12 protein-coding genes are annotated in these 21,885 nt (G+C 58.2%); 6 read left to right on the forward strand and 6 right to left on the reverse strand.

The features are described from left to right. From AC5RV1_RS16860 to AC5RV1_RS16870, 3 genes are all read left to right on the forward strand, one after another. Positions 1 to 2,259 carry a 3'-5' exonuclease gene (locus AC5RV1_RS16860; protein WP_493995346.1) on the forward strand — a complete coding sequence of 753 codons (2,259 nt, stop codon included), beginning with the start codon at positions 1 to 3 and terminating at the stop codon, positions 2,257 to 2,259. 97 nt (positions 2,260 to 2,356) lie between these two features. After that, the gene (locus AC5RV1_RS16865; RefSeq protein ID WP_493995347.1) at positions 2,357 to 2,746 is read left to right on the forward strand and encodes a hypothetical protein; all 390 of its coding nucleotides are present in this window, start codon (positions 2,357 to 2,359) and stop codon (positions 2,744 to 2,746) included. Positions 2,747 to 2,859: 113 nt separating this feature from the next. Continuing rightward, positions 2,860 to 3,285, forward strand: a complete 426-nt coding sequence (locus tag AC5RV1_RS16870) for a protein NO VEIN domain-containing protein (protein WP_493995348.1) — start codon at positions 2,860 to 2,862, stop codon at positions 3,283 to 3,285. 53 nt (positions 3,286 to 3,338) lie between these two features. Here AC5RV1_RS16870 and drmB read toward each other — a convergent pair whose 3' ends face one another. The 5 genes from drmB to AC5RV1_RS16895 form a co-directional block, all read right to left on the reverse strand. Then, positions 3,339 to 5,429: a DrmB family protein gene (drmB, locus tag AC5RV1_RS16875; RefSeq protein ID WP_493995349.1), complete on the reverse strand. Its 2,091-nt coding sequence runs from the start codon at positions 5,427 to 5,429 to the stop codon at positions 3,339 to 3,341. Beyond that, positions 5,422 to 8,634: a helicase-related protein gene (locus tag AC5RV1_RS16880; protein ID WP_493995350.1), complete on the reverse strand. Its 3,213-nt coding sequence runs from the start codon at positions 8,632 to 8,634 to the stop codon at positions 5,422 to 5,424. The genes drmB and AC5RV1_RS16880 overlap by 8 nt, the downstream gene beginning before the upstream one ends. A gap of 9 nt (positions 8,635 to 8,643) precedes the next feature. After that, positions 8,644 to 10,449, reverse strand: a complete 1,806-nt coding sequence (locus tag AC5RV1_RS16885; protein ID WP_493995351.1) for a UvrD-helicase domain-containing protein — start codon at positions 10,447 to 10,449, stop codon at positions 8,644 to 8,646. Beyond that, positions 10,439 to 15,100, reverse strand: coding sequence for a DEAD/DEAH box helicase (locus tag AC5RV1_RS16890; protein ID WP_493995352.1), 4,662 nt, complete (start codon positions 15,098 to 15,100; stop codon positions 10,439 to 10,441). The genes AC5RV1_RS16885 and AC5RV1_RS16890 overlap by 11 nt, the downstream gene beginning before the upstream one ends. Before the next feature lie 117 nt (positions 15,101 to 15,217). After that, complete coding sequence (locus AC5RV1_RS16895) at positions 15,218 to 16,327, reverse strand: DNA cytosine methyltransferase (RefSeq protein ID WP_493995353.1); 1,110 nt, start codon at positions 16,325 to 16,327, stop codon at positions 15,218 to 15,220. Between the two features lie 1,350 nt (positions 16,328 to 17,677). Here AC5RV1_RS16895 and AC5RV1_RS16900 point away from each other — a divergent pair. Next, positions 17,678 to 18,277 carry a DUF4230 domain-containing protein gene (locus AC5RV1_RS16900; RefSeq protein WP_493995354.1) on the forward strand — a complete coding sequence of 200 codons (600 nt, stop codon included), beginning with the start codon at positions 17,678 to 17,680 and terminating at the stop codon, positions 18,275 to 18,277. An 86-nt stretch (positions 18,278 to 18,363) separates the two neighbouring features. Next, positions 18,364 to 20,220, forward strand: coding sequence for an alpha/beta hydrolase family protein (locus AC5RV1_RS16905; protein ID WP_493995355.1), 1,857 nt, complete (start codon positions 18,364 to 18,366; stop codon positions 20,218 to 20,220). 37 nt (positions 20,221 to 20,257) lie between these two features. On the opposite strand, the gene AC5RV1_RS16910 is transcribed toward AC5RV1_RS16905, so the two are convergent. Continuing rightward, the gene (locus tag AC5RV1_RS16910) at positions 20,258 to 20,581 is read right to left on the reverse strand and encodes an HNH endonuclease (protein ID WP_493995356.1); all 324 of its coding nucleotides are present in this window, start codon (positions 20,579 to 20,581) and stop codon (positions 20,258 to 20,260) included. A gap of 592 nt (positions 20,582 to 21,173) precedes the next feature. Between AC5RV1_RS16910 and AC5RV1_RS16915 the strand changes: the two genes are divergently transcribed. After that, positions 21,174 to 21,863 carry a DUF6994 family protein gene (locus AC5RV1_RS16915; RefSeq protein ID WP_493995357.1) on the forward strand — a complete coding sequence of 230 codons (690 nt, stop codon included), beginning with the start codon at positions 21,174 to 21,176 and terminating at the stop codon, positions 21,861 to 21,863. Positions 21,864 to 21,885 lie beyond the last annotated feature (22 nt).

Here is a 21,885-nt window from a genome sequence, read left to right on the forward strand (position 1 = left end):
GTGGCACTCGTGACTTGGATCAAGCAGAAGGACAAGATCGATGGCGCAATGAAAGCCAAGGTCTATTCCTTCTTTGAGAAATTGCAGAAAGACGACACTGCACCGGGCCTCCACATCGAACCGATGCATACGCCTGCCGACCCTCGCGTCCGCACTGGCCGTATCGATTTGAACTACCGCGCAGTGCTGTTCAAAGTCGCCTTTGAGAACATCCCGCACTACTTCTACTACGGCGCGTGGCCCCACGACCAGGCAATCGACATCGCCCGGTCCAGCGTGCTGCAGGTGAACTCAGTCAACGGTGTCCTTGAAGTGGTGCGGGCATCAACTCCGGCTCCCATGCCGCCGTCGGACACTGTAATCGAGGAGCCAGCCGACGTAGTCGAGCCTGAGGTTCCTGAGGAAGAGACAGAGACCGAATCACCACAACTCTGGACGAACCCGCTGGCAGCGTGCGGGATGGAGCAGGGTGAACTGGTGGCGACCCTCGGCCTCGCCGCGGAGCTTGTAGATAGAGCTTTCGCCGCTTCATCTGACGAGGAGCTTCTGGATGTATTGGGCGATGCTCCGGAGTGGCAGGCCACGGCGCTGCTGGAGCTTGCCGCGGGTACGTCTGTCGCAGATGTTCAAGACAAGCTGGCCCTGAGCCGCTACGTCGATAACCCGGAAGAGTCCGAAGAGGACAAGATCAAGCGGGCGCTCGAGCACCCGGCAACGAAGATGCAGTTCACGTTCGTGGGGGACAACTCCGAAGAACTGAAGAAAGTCATCGAAGGCGGCGACTTCGACTCCTGGCGTACCTTCCTTCACCCCGAACAGCGCGTCTATGCTGAACGACGCTACAGCGGATCCTTCAGGCTTTCCGGGGGCGCCGGCACAGGCAAAACCGTTGTGCTGCTGCACCGGGCAAGGGCGCTTGCTCTCGCGGAGCCTTCTTCTCGCATAGTGCTGACGACGTACACGACTACCCTCGCTGATTCGCTTGAAAGCGGGCTGGCAAAGCTCGACGCCGCGCTTCCTCGTGCGTCCAGGCCTGGTGAATCGGGAATCCATGTCGCCGGTGTGGATTCGCTTGTCAACAAGGTCTTCCGCGCCGCTACTGAGGCAGAACAGCGGCAGTCGATGAAGGATCTGTTTGGCCTTGAGGCTGCAGCTCCTGGCAAGATACTGGAGGCGGATCGAGCGCGCCAACAATGGGAATCCGCGCTTAGCGACGTGGGGCACGAACTCGAGCCCGAGCTCGCCAACCCCACGTTCCTACAGCAGGAATACGAGACCGTTGTGCTGCCAAACTTCATTACCGGTAAAGACGAGTATCTCAAGGTCCCCCGCGCGGGGCGCGGCACAGCACTCAACCGTGCCAAGAGGCTGGCCGTATGGAAGGTCATCGAGGGCTATAGGTACTACAACCGGATCGACATGCATGCCTTCTTTGTTGAGATGGCACACCTCGCAGCTTTGATCCTGAGGCAGCGCGCCGAGAATGGCCTGACCCGGATGGCAGACCACGTTCTTATCGACGAGGCCCAGGATTTGCACGCCGGTCACTGGCTCTTCCTCCGGGAACTGGTGCAGCAGGGTCCTGACGACCTGTTCATTGCGGAAGATTCCCACCAGCGCATCTACGGACAAAAGGTGCCGCTGTCCCGTTTTGGCATCGGAATTGTCGGCAGATCTCGGCGGCTGACCCTCAACTACCGCACCACACAGCAAAACCTGGCGTACGCCGTCGGTCTGCTCAAGGGTGTTCCGGTCACGGACATCGAGGGCACCGATGAATCCGTCAACGGATATACGTCTTTCCGTGTGGGACCGAAGCCGCAGGAACATGCGGCAACGTCCTATGTGGAGGAGCTGGACAACCTTGCCCAGACGCTGCGGACATGGCAGGAGGAAGGCGTGCCGCTGGAAACAGTCGGCATTCTGGTTCGCGCGAACTTCCAGATTGGCAAGGTAATCAGCGGACTTAATGAACGGGGACTAGAGGCGCGGATCGCCGGATCCGCTTCTGTCTCAGACGTCCCGTCTGTAATGACGATGCACCGCTCAAAGGGCATGGAGTTCACCCGGGTTGTTCTGTTCGGTATGTCGGATCAGTCGATGCCGGCCGCGTACCAGCTGCAGAATCTCGCTCCAGCCGAACAAGCGGATGCACTTCTGCGCGAGCGTTCGCTCCTTTACGTGGCTGCTACCAGGGCGCGGGACGGGCTTGTTGTGTCGTGGAGCGGCAAACCGTCAGAGCTGCTTGGTACAAAGTAGTTTCAATACATCAACGGTGATTGGGGGAGAAATGGCGACAGGAGCGACAGCGACGAAGTCCCGATGGTGGGACGGAGACGCTAAACAGCGGTACTGGATGGAACTGGTCAATGTGGACACATGGGGGAGCGAGCTCATTGCACCCGATACACCGCGTTATGACTTGATGCGGGATGTTCGCGTTGGAGATGTTGTTCTCCATTGGGTGGGCAAGAACAACCCGATGCGCTTCAAATCCGGTATGTACGGCGCGTCGATCGTAGCGGGGGAGCTTCAGCCCCGCGCGGGCGATTGGTATGGAAAACCTGCAAACACGATTCCCCTGACGGATTACACGCCCCTGCCTCGCCCATATCTCCTGACTGATCTCCGTGCAGATCATCAGTCCGACATTCTTGGCATCAAAAGCGAACTTGAACGTGATTACTCCGGGCGGGCAAATTCACCATCTATTTCCCGTTTCAGGAGCACCCGACAAGCGGGCTGAAGCCCAACCAGGGGTATCTGTTCAAGCTTCCGGCGGAGGTCATCCACGCCGCGCCGGACCTACTGCCGGACAGCGATTGGGGTGGCTTTGACCGGCCTCTCGTTGCACCTCCTGTGAGTGGGCAAAACGGTGTGCGCCAGCGGTACGCTGGCTTCTGCGCGGATCCGGTCCTTAAGAAAGCCATCGAGGTGCAGGCCGTGCGGCAGGCGATCATTCATTACGAAGCTGCGGGTTACGCCGTCGAGGATGTCGGAGCCTTTCGGTCCTATGACCTCGAAGCAGTGCGCGGGGACGAAGTTCGTCGCGTCGAAGTGAAGGGCTCTCAAGGTCACGTTGAGAAGGTCATCCTCACCCGCAATGAGGTGACAAATGCCAACGAGTTCGCCCAAACAGACTTAGTTGTGGTTGCGGAGATTCAATGGGAGCGCCATCTGGATGGCAAGATCACTACCGCGGACGGGCTGATGAGTGTTTATCCCGACTGGACGCCGTCGCCCGAAAACCTCGTGCCCTTGAGCTATGAGTACTTCCTGGATTAGAACTACTGCGAGATGGGTGGGGGGTCGGACCCCCGACCCCCACCCATCAGGCCCTAATAGACCTTGTCCGCCAGCTTGTCCGCGAGATCAGAAGGCGCGAAGTCCTTCGTGTGATAAGTGGTCCACCCCTGCTCCGCGAGCCAGTCGTCCCGTTCGTCGTCGCGGTCCACGAGTACTGCCACTCGGGAGGAAGGCCACAACAGATCTACCTGCCACTGATTGTCTGGGCCGATGTCTGCCCCCCAGTCTCCGAGCTCTACCTCGACTTCTACAAGTTCGGGGATCAGTTCCTTCAAATCGTGACCGGATTCGGCAAAGACGGTCAGCCAGGCGCTCTGCCGGATGCTTTTCGGAATGCCCAAGTCTTCGGCAACGGAGGATTTCCCTGAAGCCTCGACGCCAAGCGTCCCTAGAGGATTCAACTGTGCCCATTCAAGAAAACCGAGCCCAATCTGCCCGTGCACGCCGAATAGTGTGCCCCGGTCCAAATTGGAATTGAACAGCTCGCAGCTAGTTTCCGGGACGAGGACGCAGCAATGGCAGGCTGCAAGGTTTCGCGCGTCAGTTCCTGATCCTCGCGACTCGATGCAGACAGGGTCGGCCGAGCACCACGATGTACGGAACAAGCCTTCATCCAGTGCAGGACCAAGCCGCTTCGGGCTCGCCTGCGCTGCGATACCACCCAGGCTGCCGGCCGAGTCCGATGAGGCCGTGTAAAGAAGCACTCCGACCTGATCCTGACCCACATAGAGACGTTCCCGGATTGAAGATGCCGGGTAGCCTGCGTCGAGAGAAAGCTGGTCGATGATGATGTGGGACAGCGTGTGGACCAGGGTCTCCACGATGCTCACAGGGGCGGGTTCCAATCCCCGCTGCTTCGCTGCACGCTTGGCGTTGATCCACAAAGTATTTTCCCGGCTTGCGGCGAAGTCAGTTTTTGCCCACGCTTCAACCTGTGACCTGTCCAGGGCTACGAAGAGTCCCTCGCCGAGCGTCTCGATTGCTGGCAGCCAGTTCTGCCGGTTGTCGTCAGGGGAGAGCGGTGACAGCTTTGCGTCGGGCTTGTCCTCGCCTCGCGGTTGGAGGCGGCTGAACCCGTAGAGTGCCCGTACCTCCCTTAGCCTGGTGATTTTTCGTGTGGCCTTGATCCAGTGCTGGTGGGCGGTCGGTACGGCTACTTTCTCAGCGACAAAGTCCGTGTCCGGGCTGTCCTTCCGGCCGTTCATCAGCGCAAGGAACTCTTGCTCACGAAGTTGGTCTTCGGAGAGCTCTGTCTCTTCACTGCCGTGGAACTGGCGTCTGATTTCCGCCCGCAGCTCGTCAATAGAGAACCGCCCATCAAACTCCTGAACAACGCCCTCCAAAACCCACGCGGACGCCGGTTCAAGAGCCTGTGGTTGGCTGAGCTGTGAAGCCTTCGACGTCACGACCTTCGCCAGAAACTCCGAATACGGCGGAATCGAGATTGCAGATCTGACTACTGGAAACCAGACGTTAGAAGCACCACGCTGCACCGTCTTTGGAGGCTTACCGCATTCACGCTCCCGGTATCCCCAGCCGAGCCACGGCCGGTTCCCCTGGCATTTCATCTCCTTCAAGGCGATGGAGTTGAAGGCGTCGGCCATTGTCCGGGATTTTCCGCATGAACACCGGACCACCATGTCGGCCAGGGATGATGTCCGGCCTTCCGAGGCAAGCGAGAGCAAGTGGTTGGCATCCTCTGTCGGAGTGAAGCCGTGAACCCAATAAGAATAGGGAAAGTCGTCGATGTGTCCGTCCTCGCATGCGACGACGAATCGCGATGGAGTTAGTGGTGCCAGCGACTTACATAGGCCACACTTGGGATCCTCGTAGGACGCCTGCAACTGCTGGACCCTCCCGAGGCGGTTGCAGTTCGGACAAACAAGCATCTGCGGGAAACGAACTACCGGGATCTTCCCGCGGGCTCCTGCCGGTGGAAGCAGAAGCTCAGACACCCTCAAGCTTCTGGCCAGACGTGGCTCACTGACTGGCTTCAAATGCTTCCGGTCCCACTGATCAATGCTGGTGATCATGAAGCTGTTGTTTTCGGCAGGGAACAGGCTGCCGACTCCGAACGTGGAGATCAACTGACTGCGCCGGGCGGCATAGGTCTTCTTAGCCAAGGGTGGCATCCTTCCTCATGGGGGCCGGCCGGAGAGCGGTTTCTGCGTCAACATCGCGCATGCTGCGGGGCGTTGGCCACGGAATGGTGCTTGTGCTGTAGACGAAATCGGGATCTTCAAGGGCTTTGCTGGAATCGATGAGCAGCGAACGCGGCGAATTCCGCTTGCCCTCGTAAGGCAGATCAGCGTCAGCAAGGGCCGCTTTCCGCCATATGTTGAGAAGCCGCTCCAGCTCGTCGCGCGTGGCTGGTGCCTCATCCTGGTCCAAACACTTGTCGATTTCTGCGACTCGGTTCCCAACGAGGGACAGGATTTGGTCAACTGTCTGTGATTCGTTCCGTACATCCCCAGCACTAGTCCGGAGGTCGGGCACAAGCATCCTCAAGGCGGATACTAGGACTGCGTGGAGACCGCGATCCCTCGATCTCGCTGCAAACGGCGTCGCGCTGGTCGCTTCAACGGCTCGATAAAGGGCTCCATGAAAGTCGTTGAAGGATTCGTAGTGTGAGCGGTCCCGTGTGCGCGCTGCGTTGAATATGGTTACCACCAAGCCCGGGTGCTGTCGCCCGACGCGGCTCGTGGCCTGAATGTACTCTGCGCTTGACTGAGGCTGTCCCATGACTGCCATAAGACCCAGGCGGTCGACGTCCAGGCCAACTGAGATCATGTTCGTGGCTAATACGACGTCTTCAGGTACCTGGCTACTCATCAAGCTCTTCTCCAAGGACTTGAGCGCCTCTGGAATTTTGTGGTTCTCCACGCGGCTTGTCAGCTCACTCAATTGAACTCCACGCCCCTCCAGCCTGCCGTCGCGTTTCGCCAACAGATTGAGGCGGGCCCGGACGTCGTCGTATACCTGAAGGTAAGCGGAGCCAAGGACACGGAGACTATTGAAGTACCCCATGAGCGTCCAGTAAGGGTCGCGGTCTTCCGCTGTTACCGCCTCGATAAGGTTGGCCGAGTGCAACAACGAGGCGTAGGTGCGGACCATGAGCGTCGCATGACTGGTGCCGGACGCGAGCACTCCAACGTATTGGCGTGTCCCGAATTGGTCAGAGGGGGCCTTCTGGGCAAAGAAGGAGTCGTCAGGATCGAGTCCGGGGGGCGGGAACAGGCTGGATTGACGGTTGAAGACGGACCGAATCTGGTCCTGAGCCCTTCGAATCGTAGCCGTGGAGGCAACGATCTTTGGCTTTCTGGCTTCTGAGCCCCCTTCACGCCCGACGCCACTGGCGGCCAAATCAACAGCAGTTTCAAATAAGCCCACCGTGGAACCCAGGGGTCCGGAAATAAGGTGCAGCTCATCCTGGATGATCAGGTCCGGGCCCAGATCAGTGGGGGAGAGGCGCCCAAAAAGCGTTGCAATGTCGCCCCGCCAGGACATGCCCGCGAACTTGTCTACAGTGCCGATCACGAGCTCTGGGCGTTCCCTATAGACATCCGTGTCGACTATATGAACTGGAAGGCCGCCAGCGAAGTCGCATGAGCGATTGGAGCACGTCACAGTCATGCGATCTGTCGGTACTTTGGTGATCCGGTAGTCGTCGACTGTGAGGCGGGTGCCACACCAAGGGCATGCTTCTATCTGTTTGGGGTTGCCCTCGATGACTTCCTGATTGTTCCTGAGCTTTCCGAGGTTCGTCCTCGCAGTCGCAATGTCGTTCGGGGTGGCGCCTCCGCCGACCCAGAGGCCGATGCTGAATGGTGCGTCTCCAAGACGATTCTCGTTGCCCAGCCGCACGGATTCCAGGGAGCAGATGAGCATAGCGGCGCGCTCGAACTGTTGAATGGTCAGAAGTCGCAGCGTGTAGCGCATGATCACAGCAACGCCGCGAACGTTGTTGTCCCGAAGCCGTCGAAGAAGTAGGAGGTAGGCGATAAGCCCGAGATACGCTTCGGTTTTTCCACCACCGGTGGGAAACCAAAGGAGATCGGCTATGTCCCTTTCCTCGTGTTGGTCGTCCGTTAGCGACGGCAGATTGATGAGGATGAAAGCGATCTGGAACGGGCGCCAACCCTGCTCGCCAAGTCTGAAATCGCCCTTGGCTCCTTTTCGTACCCAGTCCTGCCGGGAACGCTGCATGTGCATCGCTTTGTTCGCCAGCTGAAACGCCTCGAAGGCTTTTGTATCCTCAGCGAGCAATCGGATACCAGCCTTGATGCGACTGTGGGTGATCCCCGCCTGCTTCATGTGTTCGTCCGCGACCCCGCGCAGGTGGGGTGGCACGTACGCCGGACCGTCCTGTGTTGCAGATGCAGTGGATGCCGCGATCCAGGACGAGTAGTCCTGTGCGAGGCGGTTGAGTTCGGCAACGACTTCGTCGCGAGATGCTGATGCCATGAATGGCAGCGACAGATTGGCGGCACTGCCTCCAGCCATGGATCTGTGGACGTCTTGCCGGGGGACAAACGTTGACGAGACTCGTTGACAAAGCCGCCCGTCGACGTCGGCCTCTTGTACTTCGATTGCGCACCCGTGGCCTGCCCCGAAGACCATGTGATTGCGGTAGAGAAGCTCCGAGGACGCCAAGTCGGGGTCGGACGGGACGTTCGTGCGGAGCTTGGAACGGTCTACCAGCGCCGGGACTGGCGTGTGGACTGATACGCCGGCCTGGAACCAGCACGCCACATCCTTGTCGGAGGTCGGGTCCGGCTTGGGTTGCGTATTTCGAAGAACAACGGTGACGGTAACAACAGCATCTTCCGGGGCACGCACCAATGCATACAGCTCCAGGGCGCCGCCCTCAAGCAGGTGACGCTGAGGTCCAGATGCAGCAAGATCTACCTCGATCTCGGGCAAATCAGCGGCAGTTCGCTGCCAATCATAAGTGTCACGCCGTTTGCTGCCACTCTGCCTGACAGTAGCTATTGGCGTATAGCGCGCTGCTGTTGGGGTGACAGCTAGGGACGTGGATCGGTTTGTATCCACGGAGACGGTAAGGCCTACACTGCTGGGATAGGTCAGGCGGGCGTTCGCGACGGAGCTGTCCACGGAGGCCTCTCCTGAAGCTGCAGCAACCGACTCCGGCTCGTCAGGGGCTTCGACGTAGGTGTCGTCAGCTGCGGGCCAAAGAACGCCCGTCACATAGCGCTCGAGTGGACGTTCCGTAATTAACTCGTCCGCGGCCCCCGGTCCGTAAAGGTCGGTCTCGAGGCGGTCCACCATTTCGCGACGGAAGGCGTATTTGGCATCCAATATCGACACTTATTGCTCCTAGTTCTTCGTCCGCGTGATCAAACCGGTTAGCCGAGGGACCAGCCACATGCCCGAGGAGCCTAACCCGGTTAGTTTCGTCTCTTCCGGGTGGCCGGTGGCGCATTCGATGGACGTGACGCGGGCGCCCGTGAACCCGGCGGGCCACTCATGGCTCCGATGGGTCTTGAATGCAAAATTGTTTTTGAGCGCATAGGCGAAGGATGGGCTGGTTCGCCCGATAACCTTGTCGTCACTAGTGGTCAAAACATAGCGGGGCACTTCCCCGGGCTCCGGCTCGGATTGGATAGAGCCTGATACCACTTGGCCCAACAGGTCCTCCAATACGAGGTTGTCCTGGATTGCCTGGGCATCGCCGTCTTCCGGGTAGAACGGCGAAACGTCGTCGATGTCCGAGTTGAGGAACTCCATCCGGGCGTTGTACGCGCCGTACTTTCCGTAGGCCTTTTCCAACCAGCGTCCAGTTGATCCGTCGGCGCGCTGAAGCAGCTTCTTCGGCAACTTCGTGGAAATGATTTCTTCCCGTGCGCGGGTCAGCGCAACGTATTTTTGCTTGAGCGTTGCCTCGTTCTGCTCAGCGGCCGGCGATCCAAACTCGGGCTGCAGATAGAGGACGTTGGTGAACTCAAGCCCCTTGGCTCGGTGAACGGTGGAGACTATAAGGCTGGCAGTATCTGCCACGGTCAGAGTTAACGGAATTGAACGACTGCGGAGTCGCTGACTCAGCTGGGGGACATTCAGGGAATTGTACGCCGTGAAATTCCCTTCAGCTGTCTTTAGCGCGAGCCATAGGTCAGCCGCTGAGTCGCTGAAGCGAGCAGCAAGGCGTGACTTGATGTCGTCCGCATCGTACGTTCGATCTTCGAGGTCTTTGAAGACCTGGTGCACCCAGGGCGCCACACTCATGTCCTGAGCTTTGCGGCGAACCAGATGCGGATAGTCGTTCTGCCACAGAAGTTCGCTCGCGATAAGCACCTCGTAGTTTGTCGAACAGAGGAGGGCAGTCGTCTCGCCGGCATTCGGGCTTAGCGCCCCGGACTCATTTAACACCGAGGTGCTGGACACTTGCCTTCGGAAATCGTCAAGAAGACCGTGTGCTCTCTCTGAACCTGAATCATCGAGCTCGCCGAGGCTCCGTATTTCGTCACCCACAGAAATGAGCTCGCGGGTGCGGTCTGTGACCGCCCGATAATGTCTGACCAGCTTCTGGTGTTCAGCACCAAAATCAGTTTTCAGCTTCTCGATGAGCTCGCCGGATGTCAGCTTTGAGTCTGACTCCTCCAGCTGGAAATCATATATACCTTGCAACGGATCCCCGAGCACCGTGAAGCCTAGGTCCTCGCCTAATGCGGCGAACAAGGCCAAGACAAGCTCCGCCCGGTCCCCCACGAGGTCCTGGGCTTCATCAACCAGAATGTGCTTTAGGTGCAAAATCCGGTCCGGCGTCTCTTCGCCAGCAATGTATTGGGTCGCTTTCCTGATCCGAGCATCGAAGCTGTCACCGAGAGTGTCTTCGTCCATGTCGATCAGTATTTGCGCGGCAAAGGAGTCAAACGTCCTGATCTGCAAGCCATCCAAGTCATGTACGCGAGCACGTTTCCGTACTGCTTCGACAGCGGCTCGTGAGAAACTCAGCACAAGAATCTCGTCTGCGGGATTTAGTCCGTCTTCTACCAGTGTTTTCACTCGGGCAAGAAGCACTTCGGTCTTGCCTTGCCCCGCCGCGGCGGTGACAAACAGCCTGTCCTCTGGTTCCGCTTCTGCTACCGCCCGCTGACTCTCGTCGAGCTCAATTTCAGCGAGCACTTATTGCCTCGTTCCTCCAAAGGTAGTCCAGCTGCGTGAAAGCGAGCTGGTGCCCATACTGATCCAAGTTGTCCTTCACATTTACAATCAAAACTTCTTCGCTGCCGCCGTTCAACGGACCACGAAGGCCCCGCCCAATCATCTGTATGTACTTATTGGGGGAGAAAGTGGGACGGCAAACGTATACGGCATCCACCTTGGGTGCGTCGAAGCCCTGGGTGAGTACATCGAAGTTAGTCAGAACGCGAATTCTTCCGTTTCGGAAGTCTTCAATGATGGAACGTCTGTGACCAAGATCGGTTTTACCCGATATTGCGGCTGCGGGAATGCCTTCCACCGTGAGGACGGCGGCGAGAGCTTCGGCGTGTTCCACGGAGGCCGCAAAGACAAGAGTTGGTCCTTTCGTGTCCGATGCCTTGATGTGGTCAAGAATGGCCTCATTGCGTTGCGTGTTGTCTGCTACGTGCTGGAGGTCGATACGGGCCTCGAGCATTGCACTTTGTGAATCCTGGTCCCGGGCTGAGGGCATGTCTTTGAGTTTGAGTTCGATGCCCTTCAGCTCCCGATGCTTCACCCGGGCCAAAACACCCATTTCCTGGAGATACTCGTGGGCGTTTTCCGCGCTGAACTCATCGGGCTCGATGAGATTGCGTCCAAATCGGGCCACGAGTCGCTCGGTCTCCTTTTCGTTGGTGCCCCGATAGGGTGTGGCCGAAAGGCCAAGCAGCGATCGTGACTTTTCCATGAATGAGCGGCCGAACCAGGAAAGGACGGGTGTGTAGGAAGTTGCCGTCGCCCCGTGGGCCTCATCGATGATCACGAGGTCTGGATCAGACATCCATTCATACATAGACCGACGTGTCTGTTGGATGCTGGCAAGTGTTTGGATTGTCGCAACGACCAGGTGGAGTTTGGTTTCCTCTCGAACGGCGCTGTTGCCGCCCCAGAGCCTACTAACTGCCATCCGTTCACCGGGAGCTCCTGCTGCTTGCCACACGTAGGTCCAGGTTTCGATGGCCTGCTCGCAGAGTTCCTCGGATTGAGCGATCCAGATGACTAAGCGATGTTCTTCCTTTGGCGCTTTTTTGATCTCACGGATCACGGATTCAACGGCTACACGGGTCTTGCCGGCTCCCGTGGGCAACTGAACCAGGCCACGGCTGTGCTTTGTGTCCCCCGCCAGGAGGTCGACGATTTTCTTGCTGGTTGTCTCCTGGTACGGGTGAAGTGGGTTCAAACCCACAGGTCCGACGAACTCCTCGCGCTCCGGTTTCTTCTTGATGGATTCACCGGCCATTGCGGGGGAGAACCCGAGCTCTTTGACGAACTCTTGGGCCGTTTTGCCGCCACGGAACTGATCCGGGGTCTCGATACCTGCCTCTGACAGTGCGGGCTTGAGTACCTTGAGGAGACTGCTCCCGTGCAAGTTGCTAACGATCTCGAACATGCGCTCGTCAGTCAGCTGCAGACCCCTGGCCTCCAGCATGTTTGTAACTGCGTCGGGAATAAGTCTCCGGAGGGTGTCGCGGCCGACGAGCTCAGCAATCTTCCCGGCATCTGTTTTTTGCTTGTTGACCCGTCCGATGCGAGCCTGGGCTTCGTCGTCTTTCTTAAGCTGTCGCATTGCCTGCATTACTTGCAAAGTGGATCGTTTGCTTCCAAAGGCTCCCAGGATTGTCGTCAGCAACGCCTGATCGCCCTGAGGTGCCCGGTAGTACAGCATCCCATCATGCAAGTATGAAGCTCTGGGAGTTGCCAGTGAGTGGGAGTCGTAGCTATTAGTCTGGACTTCGTTTACTGACATGCAGGGGACACACAGAGTCTGCACCGTGACTTCACTGGCCACCCGCTTGAGGTAAGGGAAAAGCGACTTAATACTCTTCGGTTCTTCGCCTTCTACGGGTACGGCATCAGCCGACTTGAAGAATTCGATAGCTATCCGCTTAATTCCCCAGTTCTCTTCCAACGCCTCATCCAGTTCCGGATGACCTGTGTAGAGCGCTGGAGCGCTGGCGGTCTCTACTAAATGCTCCCGAGATGCGAGATTGGAAGCGAGGACCACGTCCTTGGTCAAGTATCGAGTGTTCCGCCCTCCGCTGAGAGGGGTGAGAAGTTCCTTTGGCGGACGTACTTCGAGGGCGGCCAGTGCGCCGTATAGTTCGTGCAGTTGTTGCATGGGCAACTGATGCTCAGCCAAGGAAAGGACGAGGGCCCATTTAATTCGGGCGGGATCGGATGGGAAACCTAGCGCTGCTGCTTCTTCTTCTCCGGGGAAGGGCAGATAGTCCGAGGGAATCCCCTCGACTTTTCCAACGCACTGCTGGGCATCCACTGTTCCAAGCGGCGTTTCGAAGGCGCCGTACTTCTTGACCCACCAGAGATCGGGCCCGTCTATCGTTTCTGCCGGTCGAAAACCGCTGCTGAATTCAACCTTCGAGGGATACTGTGGCCGCCCCAGAATCGTCCGTGTCACCTTGGCTCGAGTCGTGGCTGACGCATCGATGAGAAGGTGAAGGCCATCCGTCGTAAGGGCCTGGTTGAAGCGTATCCCGGACTCGGAAAGGGGCGCGGGGCCGTTACGAGATGCATCGGCAAGACGGCTTGCCTCAGAGTGCTTCCAGAGTTCGTAGGTTTCACCGGCGCGCGTCATCTTGGCGTCTACGAGCAAGGTCCTCGCGCCGAGGTTCTTGAGGAGAGCGAGGTCGTTGGCGTGGAACTGGTCGTCCACTACAAGATGCTCATCGCCAATACTGTTTTGGGCGAATAGTCCGCCTGCGAGCCACACGTTGCCCAACTGACGCCACTGATGATCCCGGCAACGAACCAAAATTTTCGCAGGGTCTGTTCTCTCGTTGATAACGGCCAGACTCTCGGGGACTGCTAGCGATCGAGTAAGCCTCCACAAAGACTGCGCGAGCTCGATGTCCGAGTAGTCTTGACCGACTTCGCTGGCGACTCGGCTGACGATGCCGCGGCCGTCTTGTGCTTGGAGGTCAAGGGCACGAAGGTAGCTGTTCGCGTTGCCATGATGCATCAAGTCATAAGACACGACACTGGCTGACTCGTCGTCGGCGCTCATGGGAAGAAACACTCTTGACGTGATCGGCGCCTCCACGCCGCCGTCAGACATTAGAACAATACGGCTTCGGCGCATCGCTGGTCGGTAATCCGCATAGGACTTGTCAATCATGGCGGCTAGCTGCAAAGCATTCTCGTAATCCTGGAGCTCGCCTCCTGCAACAACTTCTTCCAGCCATTCCTCAAGGGACGCGCGCTTAAAGTTCGCTTCCTTCAGAATTCGCATGACTTGGGATTCTCGTCTTAAGGCAGACGAGTGTAACCATAGCCGGTCCGCAGGGACCCAGGACTCCCACAACGCGATAAGGCGGGTTGCTTCTTCTAGCGCGGGCTGCACTTTTATTTCACTGGGGAGCCTGAGGACGCCTGATCTATCCGGTAGGCAGGGCGCAAACGGCAAAATTTCGAAGATCGGTTTGTTGATCACGGAGTCTGCCCAGGAGCTTGACTCTTTGTCGCGCGAGGGCAGAATATCCAGAAACAGTGCCGGATCTCCGGGTGTTCTGAGGTCGCTCAGCGCACTTGCCACCATGCGCGGTATTGTGCGGGTAAGGATTTCCCGATTGTAGAGCGTCTCAAGCATGCTGTGGCGGTCTTCGTTCATCTTGAAAGCCGCATTAACGATGCCGCGAAGCGAGGTCTCGTGCTGAGTGGGAAAGTAGTTCCAGAATCTGCCCAACTTTCGGCGCTGATTGTCCGTCAACGGGACCGCCCAAGTTACATCTACTTGCTTGCGCGCGACGATGCTCCCAGCCTCGATGGCTGCCTGGCTACTGACGACATGTTTGTCCCGGAAGATGCGCCATTCATTTGTTGCGGTGCCGTCACTGAGGTTGACGCGGTTACCGTCCCTGTCAGCGGACCAGGTGAGTGAAGACCTTTCGACCCGGTCCTCGAACTCCAGAGATCCAATCTTCTCGGAGAAAAGAAGAAACTCCCCGGGAAACTTTTTGATCTCGTCGGATAGCCAGGAGACATTACCTGTGAGAGGCAGCTTCACAACGGTAGAGGCCCATGGGAAAAGTTCGGCGAGAACATCGTCTTTCGTTGCCGCGATGTCCGGATCCACCGGCGTGGCTAGACGAAGTATGGGGTAAGTCTCCAGGCCCGGATACAAATCCCCGAGCAGGTCGCGGCTTTGCTCCTGATCCCAGGACACCGAGCCACTTCGACTGAAGATCTGCGGCTTGGTGGTCACCTGGATCACGGACTTGAACCCCAAACCGAAACGGCCGATCTCATCGTCGCGTTTTTCTGATGAATGGGAAAGCATGAGAGTCCGGAAGCCAGCCTCAGTGAAGGGCTCGCCCTCGTTGGCGCAGTAAAGAGCGTCTCGGGTCAAGACGACCGTGATGCGGCCACCCGGTTCCTTGATCGCGTCGGCCGCATTCTGAATGAGCTCGTTGAGCTGTTTGCGGCCATATCCCCCTTGTGAGATGGCAGCTTCAATGTTGCTGTGTTCACGGACAAGGTCGGGACGAGCCCTGTAAGCGTTGAGTGCGCTCTGCGTCTCAGCCGCGACGAACCTGCTTAGAGGCGAAGTCGTACCCGCCCATGAATCGCGAACCATCATTGGTTCCGTCCCCCACATCGAGATCAATGCTCTCGGCCTCCGCCGAAGTCTTTCACGCCATTATTTACCATTCAGATGCGACATTAATGCCGACCATGGCTTAGTAAGCCGGAAGTCCTAGAAGTTTTTCAACAACTGGGCCGCTATAGCCTGTCCGAGGGCCGTGGGAACAGCGTTGCCGATCTGCTTTGCGATCGCCGTTTTTGAGCCAACCCAGAGCCGATCATCGGGGAACCCCTGCAGCTTCGCAGCCTCGAGGTGTGTGATGGCCCGGTGCTCCGTGGGGTGGAGGTACCGCCCTTTTTCTGGCTTGAAGAATTCTGTTCGGACAGTAACGGAAGGCTTGTCCCAATGGAGTCGTCCCATCACGTCACCGGACCCCGAGTTGTGATTCAACCAGCAAGGAGCTTTAAGTCTGTCTGGAAGATTGAACCGGTTTCCGCCCTCTGGGATCCATCCGAAACGTTCCAGGGATTCTGTGGCATAGTCACGCCCTAGATGCAGCTCAGAAGTGCGGAAAGCGCCAGCGAAGATGCGGCCTGCATACTCGGTTCTCCTGTGAGGCAACAGTGTTTCCCTCACATGAGTGTTTATTCCTTTCAAGGCGTGCCGCACCGTTCGATGCCGTCCAATGTGGGTCGGCAGTGGGAACCCTGGGAAAGGAAGGTCCCTGTGGTGGCCAATTAAGATCGCTCTCTTGCGGGACTGCGGTGCTCCGTAGTCAGCTGAGTTCAGAACGTGCCACTGGAAGTCATAGTCCTTGATGAGCCCTTCGGAACCGGTGGCGTCCCGGAAGTCTTGAAGCTGCTGCGATTTGCCGAAAGCAGGTACGTTTTCGACTATGAAGTATTTCGGCTTTGCGCGGGCCAGGGCTTCAGCGTAGGGCTGCCACAACGTGTTTCTGATGTCTTCAGGATCCTGCTTGCCCAGTTGGGAAAATCCCTGGCAGGGCGGACCACCGATTACGACGTCTACTTCTGGGACAGTTTCCCTTGCAAGCCAATCCTGAATTGGCCCTGCATACACCTTGTCTCCGAACGTCGCAGCAAACGAAGCTGCCGCAGCAGGTTCGAACTCGACTGCCCGCTCGGTTACGACGCGGGGAGAGGCTGCGTAGAAGCCTTGAGTCAATCCGCCTGCCCCAGCGAAGAGATCCAAAACTGTGATGGACTTGCGGGTCTTCTTGCGCTGGTAAGGAGCGGCTGGGACGGCGATGACTGTGCTCATGGTGGACTAAGAATATCTGTCCGGCAGCATGCCCTCGTGCCTTCGCCTCGTGTCTTAGCCGCTCAAGTTGTAGAGGATTCGTACTTTTGAGGATCGACGTAGCGGGCTGCTGATGGTCCTCGGAGTAACGAGGGGTGGTTCCGGAAAGCTCCGGTTGCTTAGGTGGAGACGGAAGTGCAAGAGTACGCAGCCAAAGGCTCATCGCTCCGTGGGCCTTGCTAGGAGTCCGACGTGACGGGCTTAGGCACCCTTACCGGCCGACCTCGAGCAGATGCTGCTCCACGGGCTGCATAGTAGAGGTCCGGAGTTCTAAAAGTCCTCTATCCTCGGAAGCTTGGCCCGTGTGCTGCCGGAGTAGCAGCTGTCGGTTGGGCTCTCGGTGACGAAGGGCGATGATTTGGAACCTAAGAATGCTCACTCGGATGCATATGTCATCTTGTTTGAGTCTCTACAAATGACAGTATTGGCTGCTGGAACTTGTGATGTTAGCAGATGGGTAAAACTGCAGCCTGGCTACAGACTTCCTATTGGCGACAATTTGCTATGCCAAAAAGCTCCAACTGTGAGAGCCAGTGCCGTCCAGGCCGGAGAGTCCTCGAGGTAGTGGAGTGAGTTTGGGCTAGCTGAGATGAGACAAGCCGGTCACTAGTCCGGTCGCGAGAATGGAGCAAGGTTGAAGCGATACCGAATCACAAGAGTTGGCGAGCCGCCCATGCCTAGGGCGGATGAGCACGTCGGGACCAATCTGACTTGGCAGCAGGCGCTGCTAATCATGGCAAGCGGGGACATGAACATCGATTATGCCCTGGCAAGTCTGGATTATAAGCAGGCATATTCATTTCACGACGAAAATGGTCGCCTATGTTGGCTCAATGAGTACGCAGTTGATGAATAGACAAGGACAAGTAGCAGTTGGCATGCTGCCACCCAATGTCTGCTACAGCTTGACGACCACTAGTCCCTTGAGTAATGCGCTAGATTCCTCTGTTGGTGACGTTTGATTCGTATTCTTCCCGGGGGCCGACCTTGCAGGTCGGCCGCCGGGAAGAACCAGGCGAACGCCTCTCGCGCCGCATTGTTCTGTGCCACCTTGCTGGCCGGGCGAAAGCACCGGGTCTCCAGGTGCCAGCCGGCACTTACGCTTCGACTGCAGGGAACAGCCCACCCGAAACTCCCGTGAAGACCGTCTTGAGCATCGACGCAGGGCTAAGACAGCTAGCCCACACCGGAAAGCGCCCTAAGTGAGTTCGGTACACTAAGCCAGAGACTTTTGACCGGACTTTTTCTTGGCCGAGGTATCACGGACGGAACGCGATTCAGCTGTTTCGCATGAGTGGGGGGAATACTGCCATGAAGGCATTGAAGGGCGTCGCTTTTTCGGCCGCCGGCGTGCTGGGGGTAGTGGGCGGGGCCAGCCTTCTTGGGTTTAATGATTATCCCTGGAGCGACAAGACCAAGGACCAAGCAGTTCTCCTGCAGTCCATCAAGGATGTTTCACAGTTGCAGAGTGCCATCGGGACTTTCCAGATGGTCCTCGACACGGGAGATGACAACCCGGCAATGCCCGATGTCATCTCCGGGCGGCGAACTATTTTCCTAGCTGTAGGTACAGTCGACGCCCACGTCGACCTCTCGGGTATTACCGAGGGCGACTTGACGGTGTCGACTGATGGCAAGTCCGCGACTTTGCGTCTACCGGAAGCCCAGCTGGAAAAACCCAACCTCGATCACGAGGCGTTCAAGGAGTACAGCAGTAACCGCGGCGTTCTTGATCGCATAGCAGACGCTTTGGGGTCTCCGGAGCAGTCCGCACTCTTTCTACGTGCCGAAACTGAGATAGCTGCCGCTGCAGAAAAATCGGATCTGCGCGAGCGAGCGTCCGCAAGCGCACGCTCCACGCTGTCGGGGCTTTTCAGCTCCCTCGGGGTGCAGGTTACTTTCCTCGACTAGGCGCCAACTAGTTCCAGTAGCAGAATGCCAAAATCTCATCAGAGGCCTGCACCTCAACATCATGACTGAAATCGATTGGAGCGTCTGTGTCTCACAAAACCACCCTGGTCTTCCTGCACGGTGTTGGCGATGGCAACAAGGACGGTGCCTGGCGTACGGCACTCACCGCAGCATTGTCCCGCCTTGGATATCCAGATCTGGATCCGGGACGCATAATCGCACCCAGGTATGCTCATGCACTGAGCGGCAGCGATGAATCGCTGCCGCTCCCGCGGATAACGGTCAAGCAGCCTGCAAGGGACAAAGTCCGGCAGAATCGCCGGGATTTTGAGCGACGCACGGCCGCACTCGAATTCCGGTTGGGAAGACACAACCAAGGGAATGGATGGGGCGGCGCTGATTTAGTGGTCAACGGGGCGGCCAGCCTTCCAGGCTTCGGGCAGGTACGCAAGTACCTCGGCGACGCGGATATCAGGGCACAGGTTCTGCAGCTAATTCTGAAAAAACTGCCCCAATCAGGCCAAATTGTGATTGTCGGTCACAGCCTGGGGTCCGTGATCGCGGCGGACCTCCTTCAACGGTTGCCAGCAGGGCTCGAGGTGGTTGGCTTGGTCACCATCGGCAGTCCACTCGCCAGCGGCCGGTTTGACGTCGATAAACTGCGCGAGAGCATGCAGGAGCCTCCCACCAATTTGGCCTGGTGGGCCAACTTCTGGAATGTACTGGATCCAGTAGCGGCCCATAGAGGCCTGTCCTCGGTGTACAACTGGATGCTGGACTTCCGCATTGGGACCGGATTCAACCACCACGTACACGACGCGGAAGCATACCTCTCTCACGATGCCGTCGCCGAAGCCGTAGGTTTTGCGCTTTTCGGATCGAAATCCACCGAAATCGTCAGCGCGGACCACGGGGTAGACATCCAACTGGACGCGTCCGAGCTCACAGCCTTGGTGGCATTGCGCTATGCCTATTTGCTGAGGTCACGGCTTGATGGCGAACAAGGAGTCCGATTTGCAGGAGCCTTGCGGCAAGTGCAGTCCACCGCTGTTAGTGAGATTCGGCAACGAAACCGGGAAGCGGGAAGGCCGCTGCCGTCGCAAATTGCCAGGTTGGCCTTCGACCCATCCGACCCAGATGCCCTAGTGCCGGAGCCGCTTCCAAGTCACCATCTGACCAAAGAAGATGCGGTAACGCTACTCACTGTTCTTGCATCCGAAAATGTCATCAGGCCATTTGAACTCAATGTGGACCGCGATAAATGGCTCGGCGCCATGCAGGACCTCACCGCCGAGATGGGACTGGGAAGCCAATATGGCACGCACGTCTTTGAGGCTGCCAAAAAAGCCCAAGACGTCCTTAGCGGGGCGCTCATGGTCAACTGGAAGAAATGGGGAGCACTGGGCGCCGGCGCCGTCGCCCTGGTGGTGGCCACCGGCGGTCTCGCCCTGGCTGCCGCACCTGGGGTGGTCGGCGCGGCAGTCATCACAAGTGCCTTGGCCGGATTTGGCCCGGGCGGAATGATCGGTGGGCTGTTGACCGCCGGAACGCTGGTTGGAGCCGGCGGCGGAGGCATCGCGTTCTCCCTCGCCAGCCCTGGCACTACAGCCGAAACGGTCGAAGCAGTCATACAGCGTCGTTTGGCCGCGGCTATCCTGCGCCAGCGGCAGAACCTCGAACCCGATTACACCTTGTGGAGCATCCTGGCTGCGAACGAGATTGCGTTCCGCCGCGAATACGAAAGACTAGATGAATTCTCCGACGATTCAGCCCAAGTCCTGAAAGAGCTGAAGAAGAAGCTAGAGACCATCGAAAGGGCGATGAAGTACTTGTCCGAGAACGGCCTTGAACCGGAGCTGTTCGAAGATCCCGCAGAGGGCACATTGGATGCTGAGGAACGACAAAGCGATAGCGGACGCCAGCCTCAGCTGCAACTCGAATGAGGTCCCCAAACCGAACGAAACGCGGCAGGCACCTTCATCAACCACAAGGACACGGCGGTGAAGTTGCTGGTGCACCCGTAGGGCAGAAAGCCGCCGCACGCCAGGGGAGCGGCTGCCGTTCGCCGGCATTGATGGAGGACGACGGCGGAACGTAGTCCCGCCGTCGTCGTTCCAAACGCTGCTGCTGGCCCGGCGATGGAGTCCCGGCACGCTTCGCGCGGTTGCACCGGGCGCATGCAGCGACGAAGTTTTGGAAGCTGGTGGAGCCACCCTCGGACCACGGATAGAAGTGCTCGGCGGGGTGGCCGCAGCGGCGACCGAATCTATTTTCCCTTTCCGACTGGCCACCGGCCCTGGTCATTCCCTCGTGGCGCTGCTAGCGCGTGAAGCGGGGCAGCGAGTCCCGGCGTCGGACGTCCCGGACGTTGATGACGGCAGCGGAGATGAGCAGGACAACGGCGAAAGCGCTGGGGAGCGTGACTGCAGCAATTAGAGTGTCGACGATGCCGCGTAGACCTCGGCGGCGGAGGACGGCACTCCACCGGCACTCGAGTTTCCTTGGGCATGAGCGACAAGACGACGGAAGCCGCAAGCCACACCGGGACAACCGAGAACGCCAGGCGCAAGCCCGTACGCGTCCAATTAATGCGCTTTAGTTCCAGCAATGATTTTTGCCCCAATATGTTCCAGCCAAAAACTGCAGCTCACAGCAGCTAGGGAGACGGTACAGGTTGATGGCCGCGGGACGAGCTGATGCACGCGATGCAGCAGCGGTAGTGGGACGACTTTGTAGCTGCGCCAAAAGCTTCAATCCCGGTTTCACAGCAGCCAGCGACTACTTCTCAGCATTGGCGCAGGAACACGGCAGCATTGAATCAAGACCGGCTCTGCCCGTGGGATCACGTGAGACGATTCACGGACCACGACATACGCATCGAGCATGGGGCACACCGATGACTTTTGACTTCCACTCCGACACTCCGGACGGCAAGGACCCTGACTCCTTCAGCCCTGCCCTGCGGAAGTACCACCAGCTGCTCTGGAGCAAGGAGTTGCCCACCGGTGCGCACTTCGACCTGACAATGGAACCCCGCGCGTACCTGGTGCACCGATCCTCTTCCGGTGTCTTCTTCCTCGCCAGTGACACGATCACCACCCGGCTGCGGAAAAAGGCTTGGAGGGTCATACGCGAGATCCCGGAAAATGACCTACCCGAGTACCACGGCTATACGGCCGGAAGCACTCTAGTGTTCCCCGGCAACAGGATCGGCAGAAAGCCGACGATCAATGGTGCACGCGGACTCCATCCCAGGATCGCCGATCGCTTCGACCTGACACTGGAGTGCATCCGCCGCCACTATGTTGGTGAGCCGAGCCCCCTTGCAGATGTCCTGCTCCGGTACGCGGAATTCTTCGCACTGTTCGGGGATTTCGCCGGGTACGTCAAATTCTTTCTACTGGAAGACCTCGTGGAGGATGACGGCCAAACCATCCGGTTCTTCCACCCCTTCGCCGACTTCAGCACACCAGCCGTTCCGAAGGACCGTGACGAATACCTCGAGTACTTACGACTCAGCAACGCATTCATCTCCGCACGCAATCGAAGAATCGATGAAGAACTTGACGGCCGGATCGCCAGATAAACCGGAAACCCACTGGTCCGGG

This window comes from Arthrobacter sp. Hb9-2 (assembly GCF_059091165.1).

Bases quoted from the DNA above. Each gene is read 5' to 3' on its own strand.
- AC5RV1_RS16865 (WP_493995347.1), top strand. From the start codon at position 2,357: ATGGAACTGGTCAATGTGGACACATGGGGGAGCGAGCTCATTGCACCC.
- AC5RV1_RS16890 (WP_493995352.1), bottom strand. From the start codon at position 15,100: ATGATGGTTCGCGATTCATGGGCGGGTACGACTTCGCCTCTAAGCAGG.
- AC5RV1_RS16895 (WP_493995353.1), bottom strand. From the start codon at position 16,327: ATGAGCACAGTCATCGCCGTCCCAGCCGCTCCTTACCAGCGCAAGAAG.
- AC5RV1_RS16900 (WP_493995354.1), top strand. From the start codon at position 17,678: ATGAAGGCATTGAAGGGCGTCGCTTTTTCGGCCGCCGGCGTGCTGGGG.
- AC5RV1_RS16910 (WP_493995356.1), bottom strand. From the start codon at position 20,581: ATGACCAGGGCCGGTGGCCAGTCGGAAAGGGAAAATAGATTCGGTCGC.
- AC5RV1_RS16915 (WP_493995357.1), top strand. From the start codon at position 21,174: ATGACTTTTGACTTCCACTCCGACACTCCGGACGGCAAGGACCCTGAC.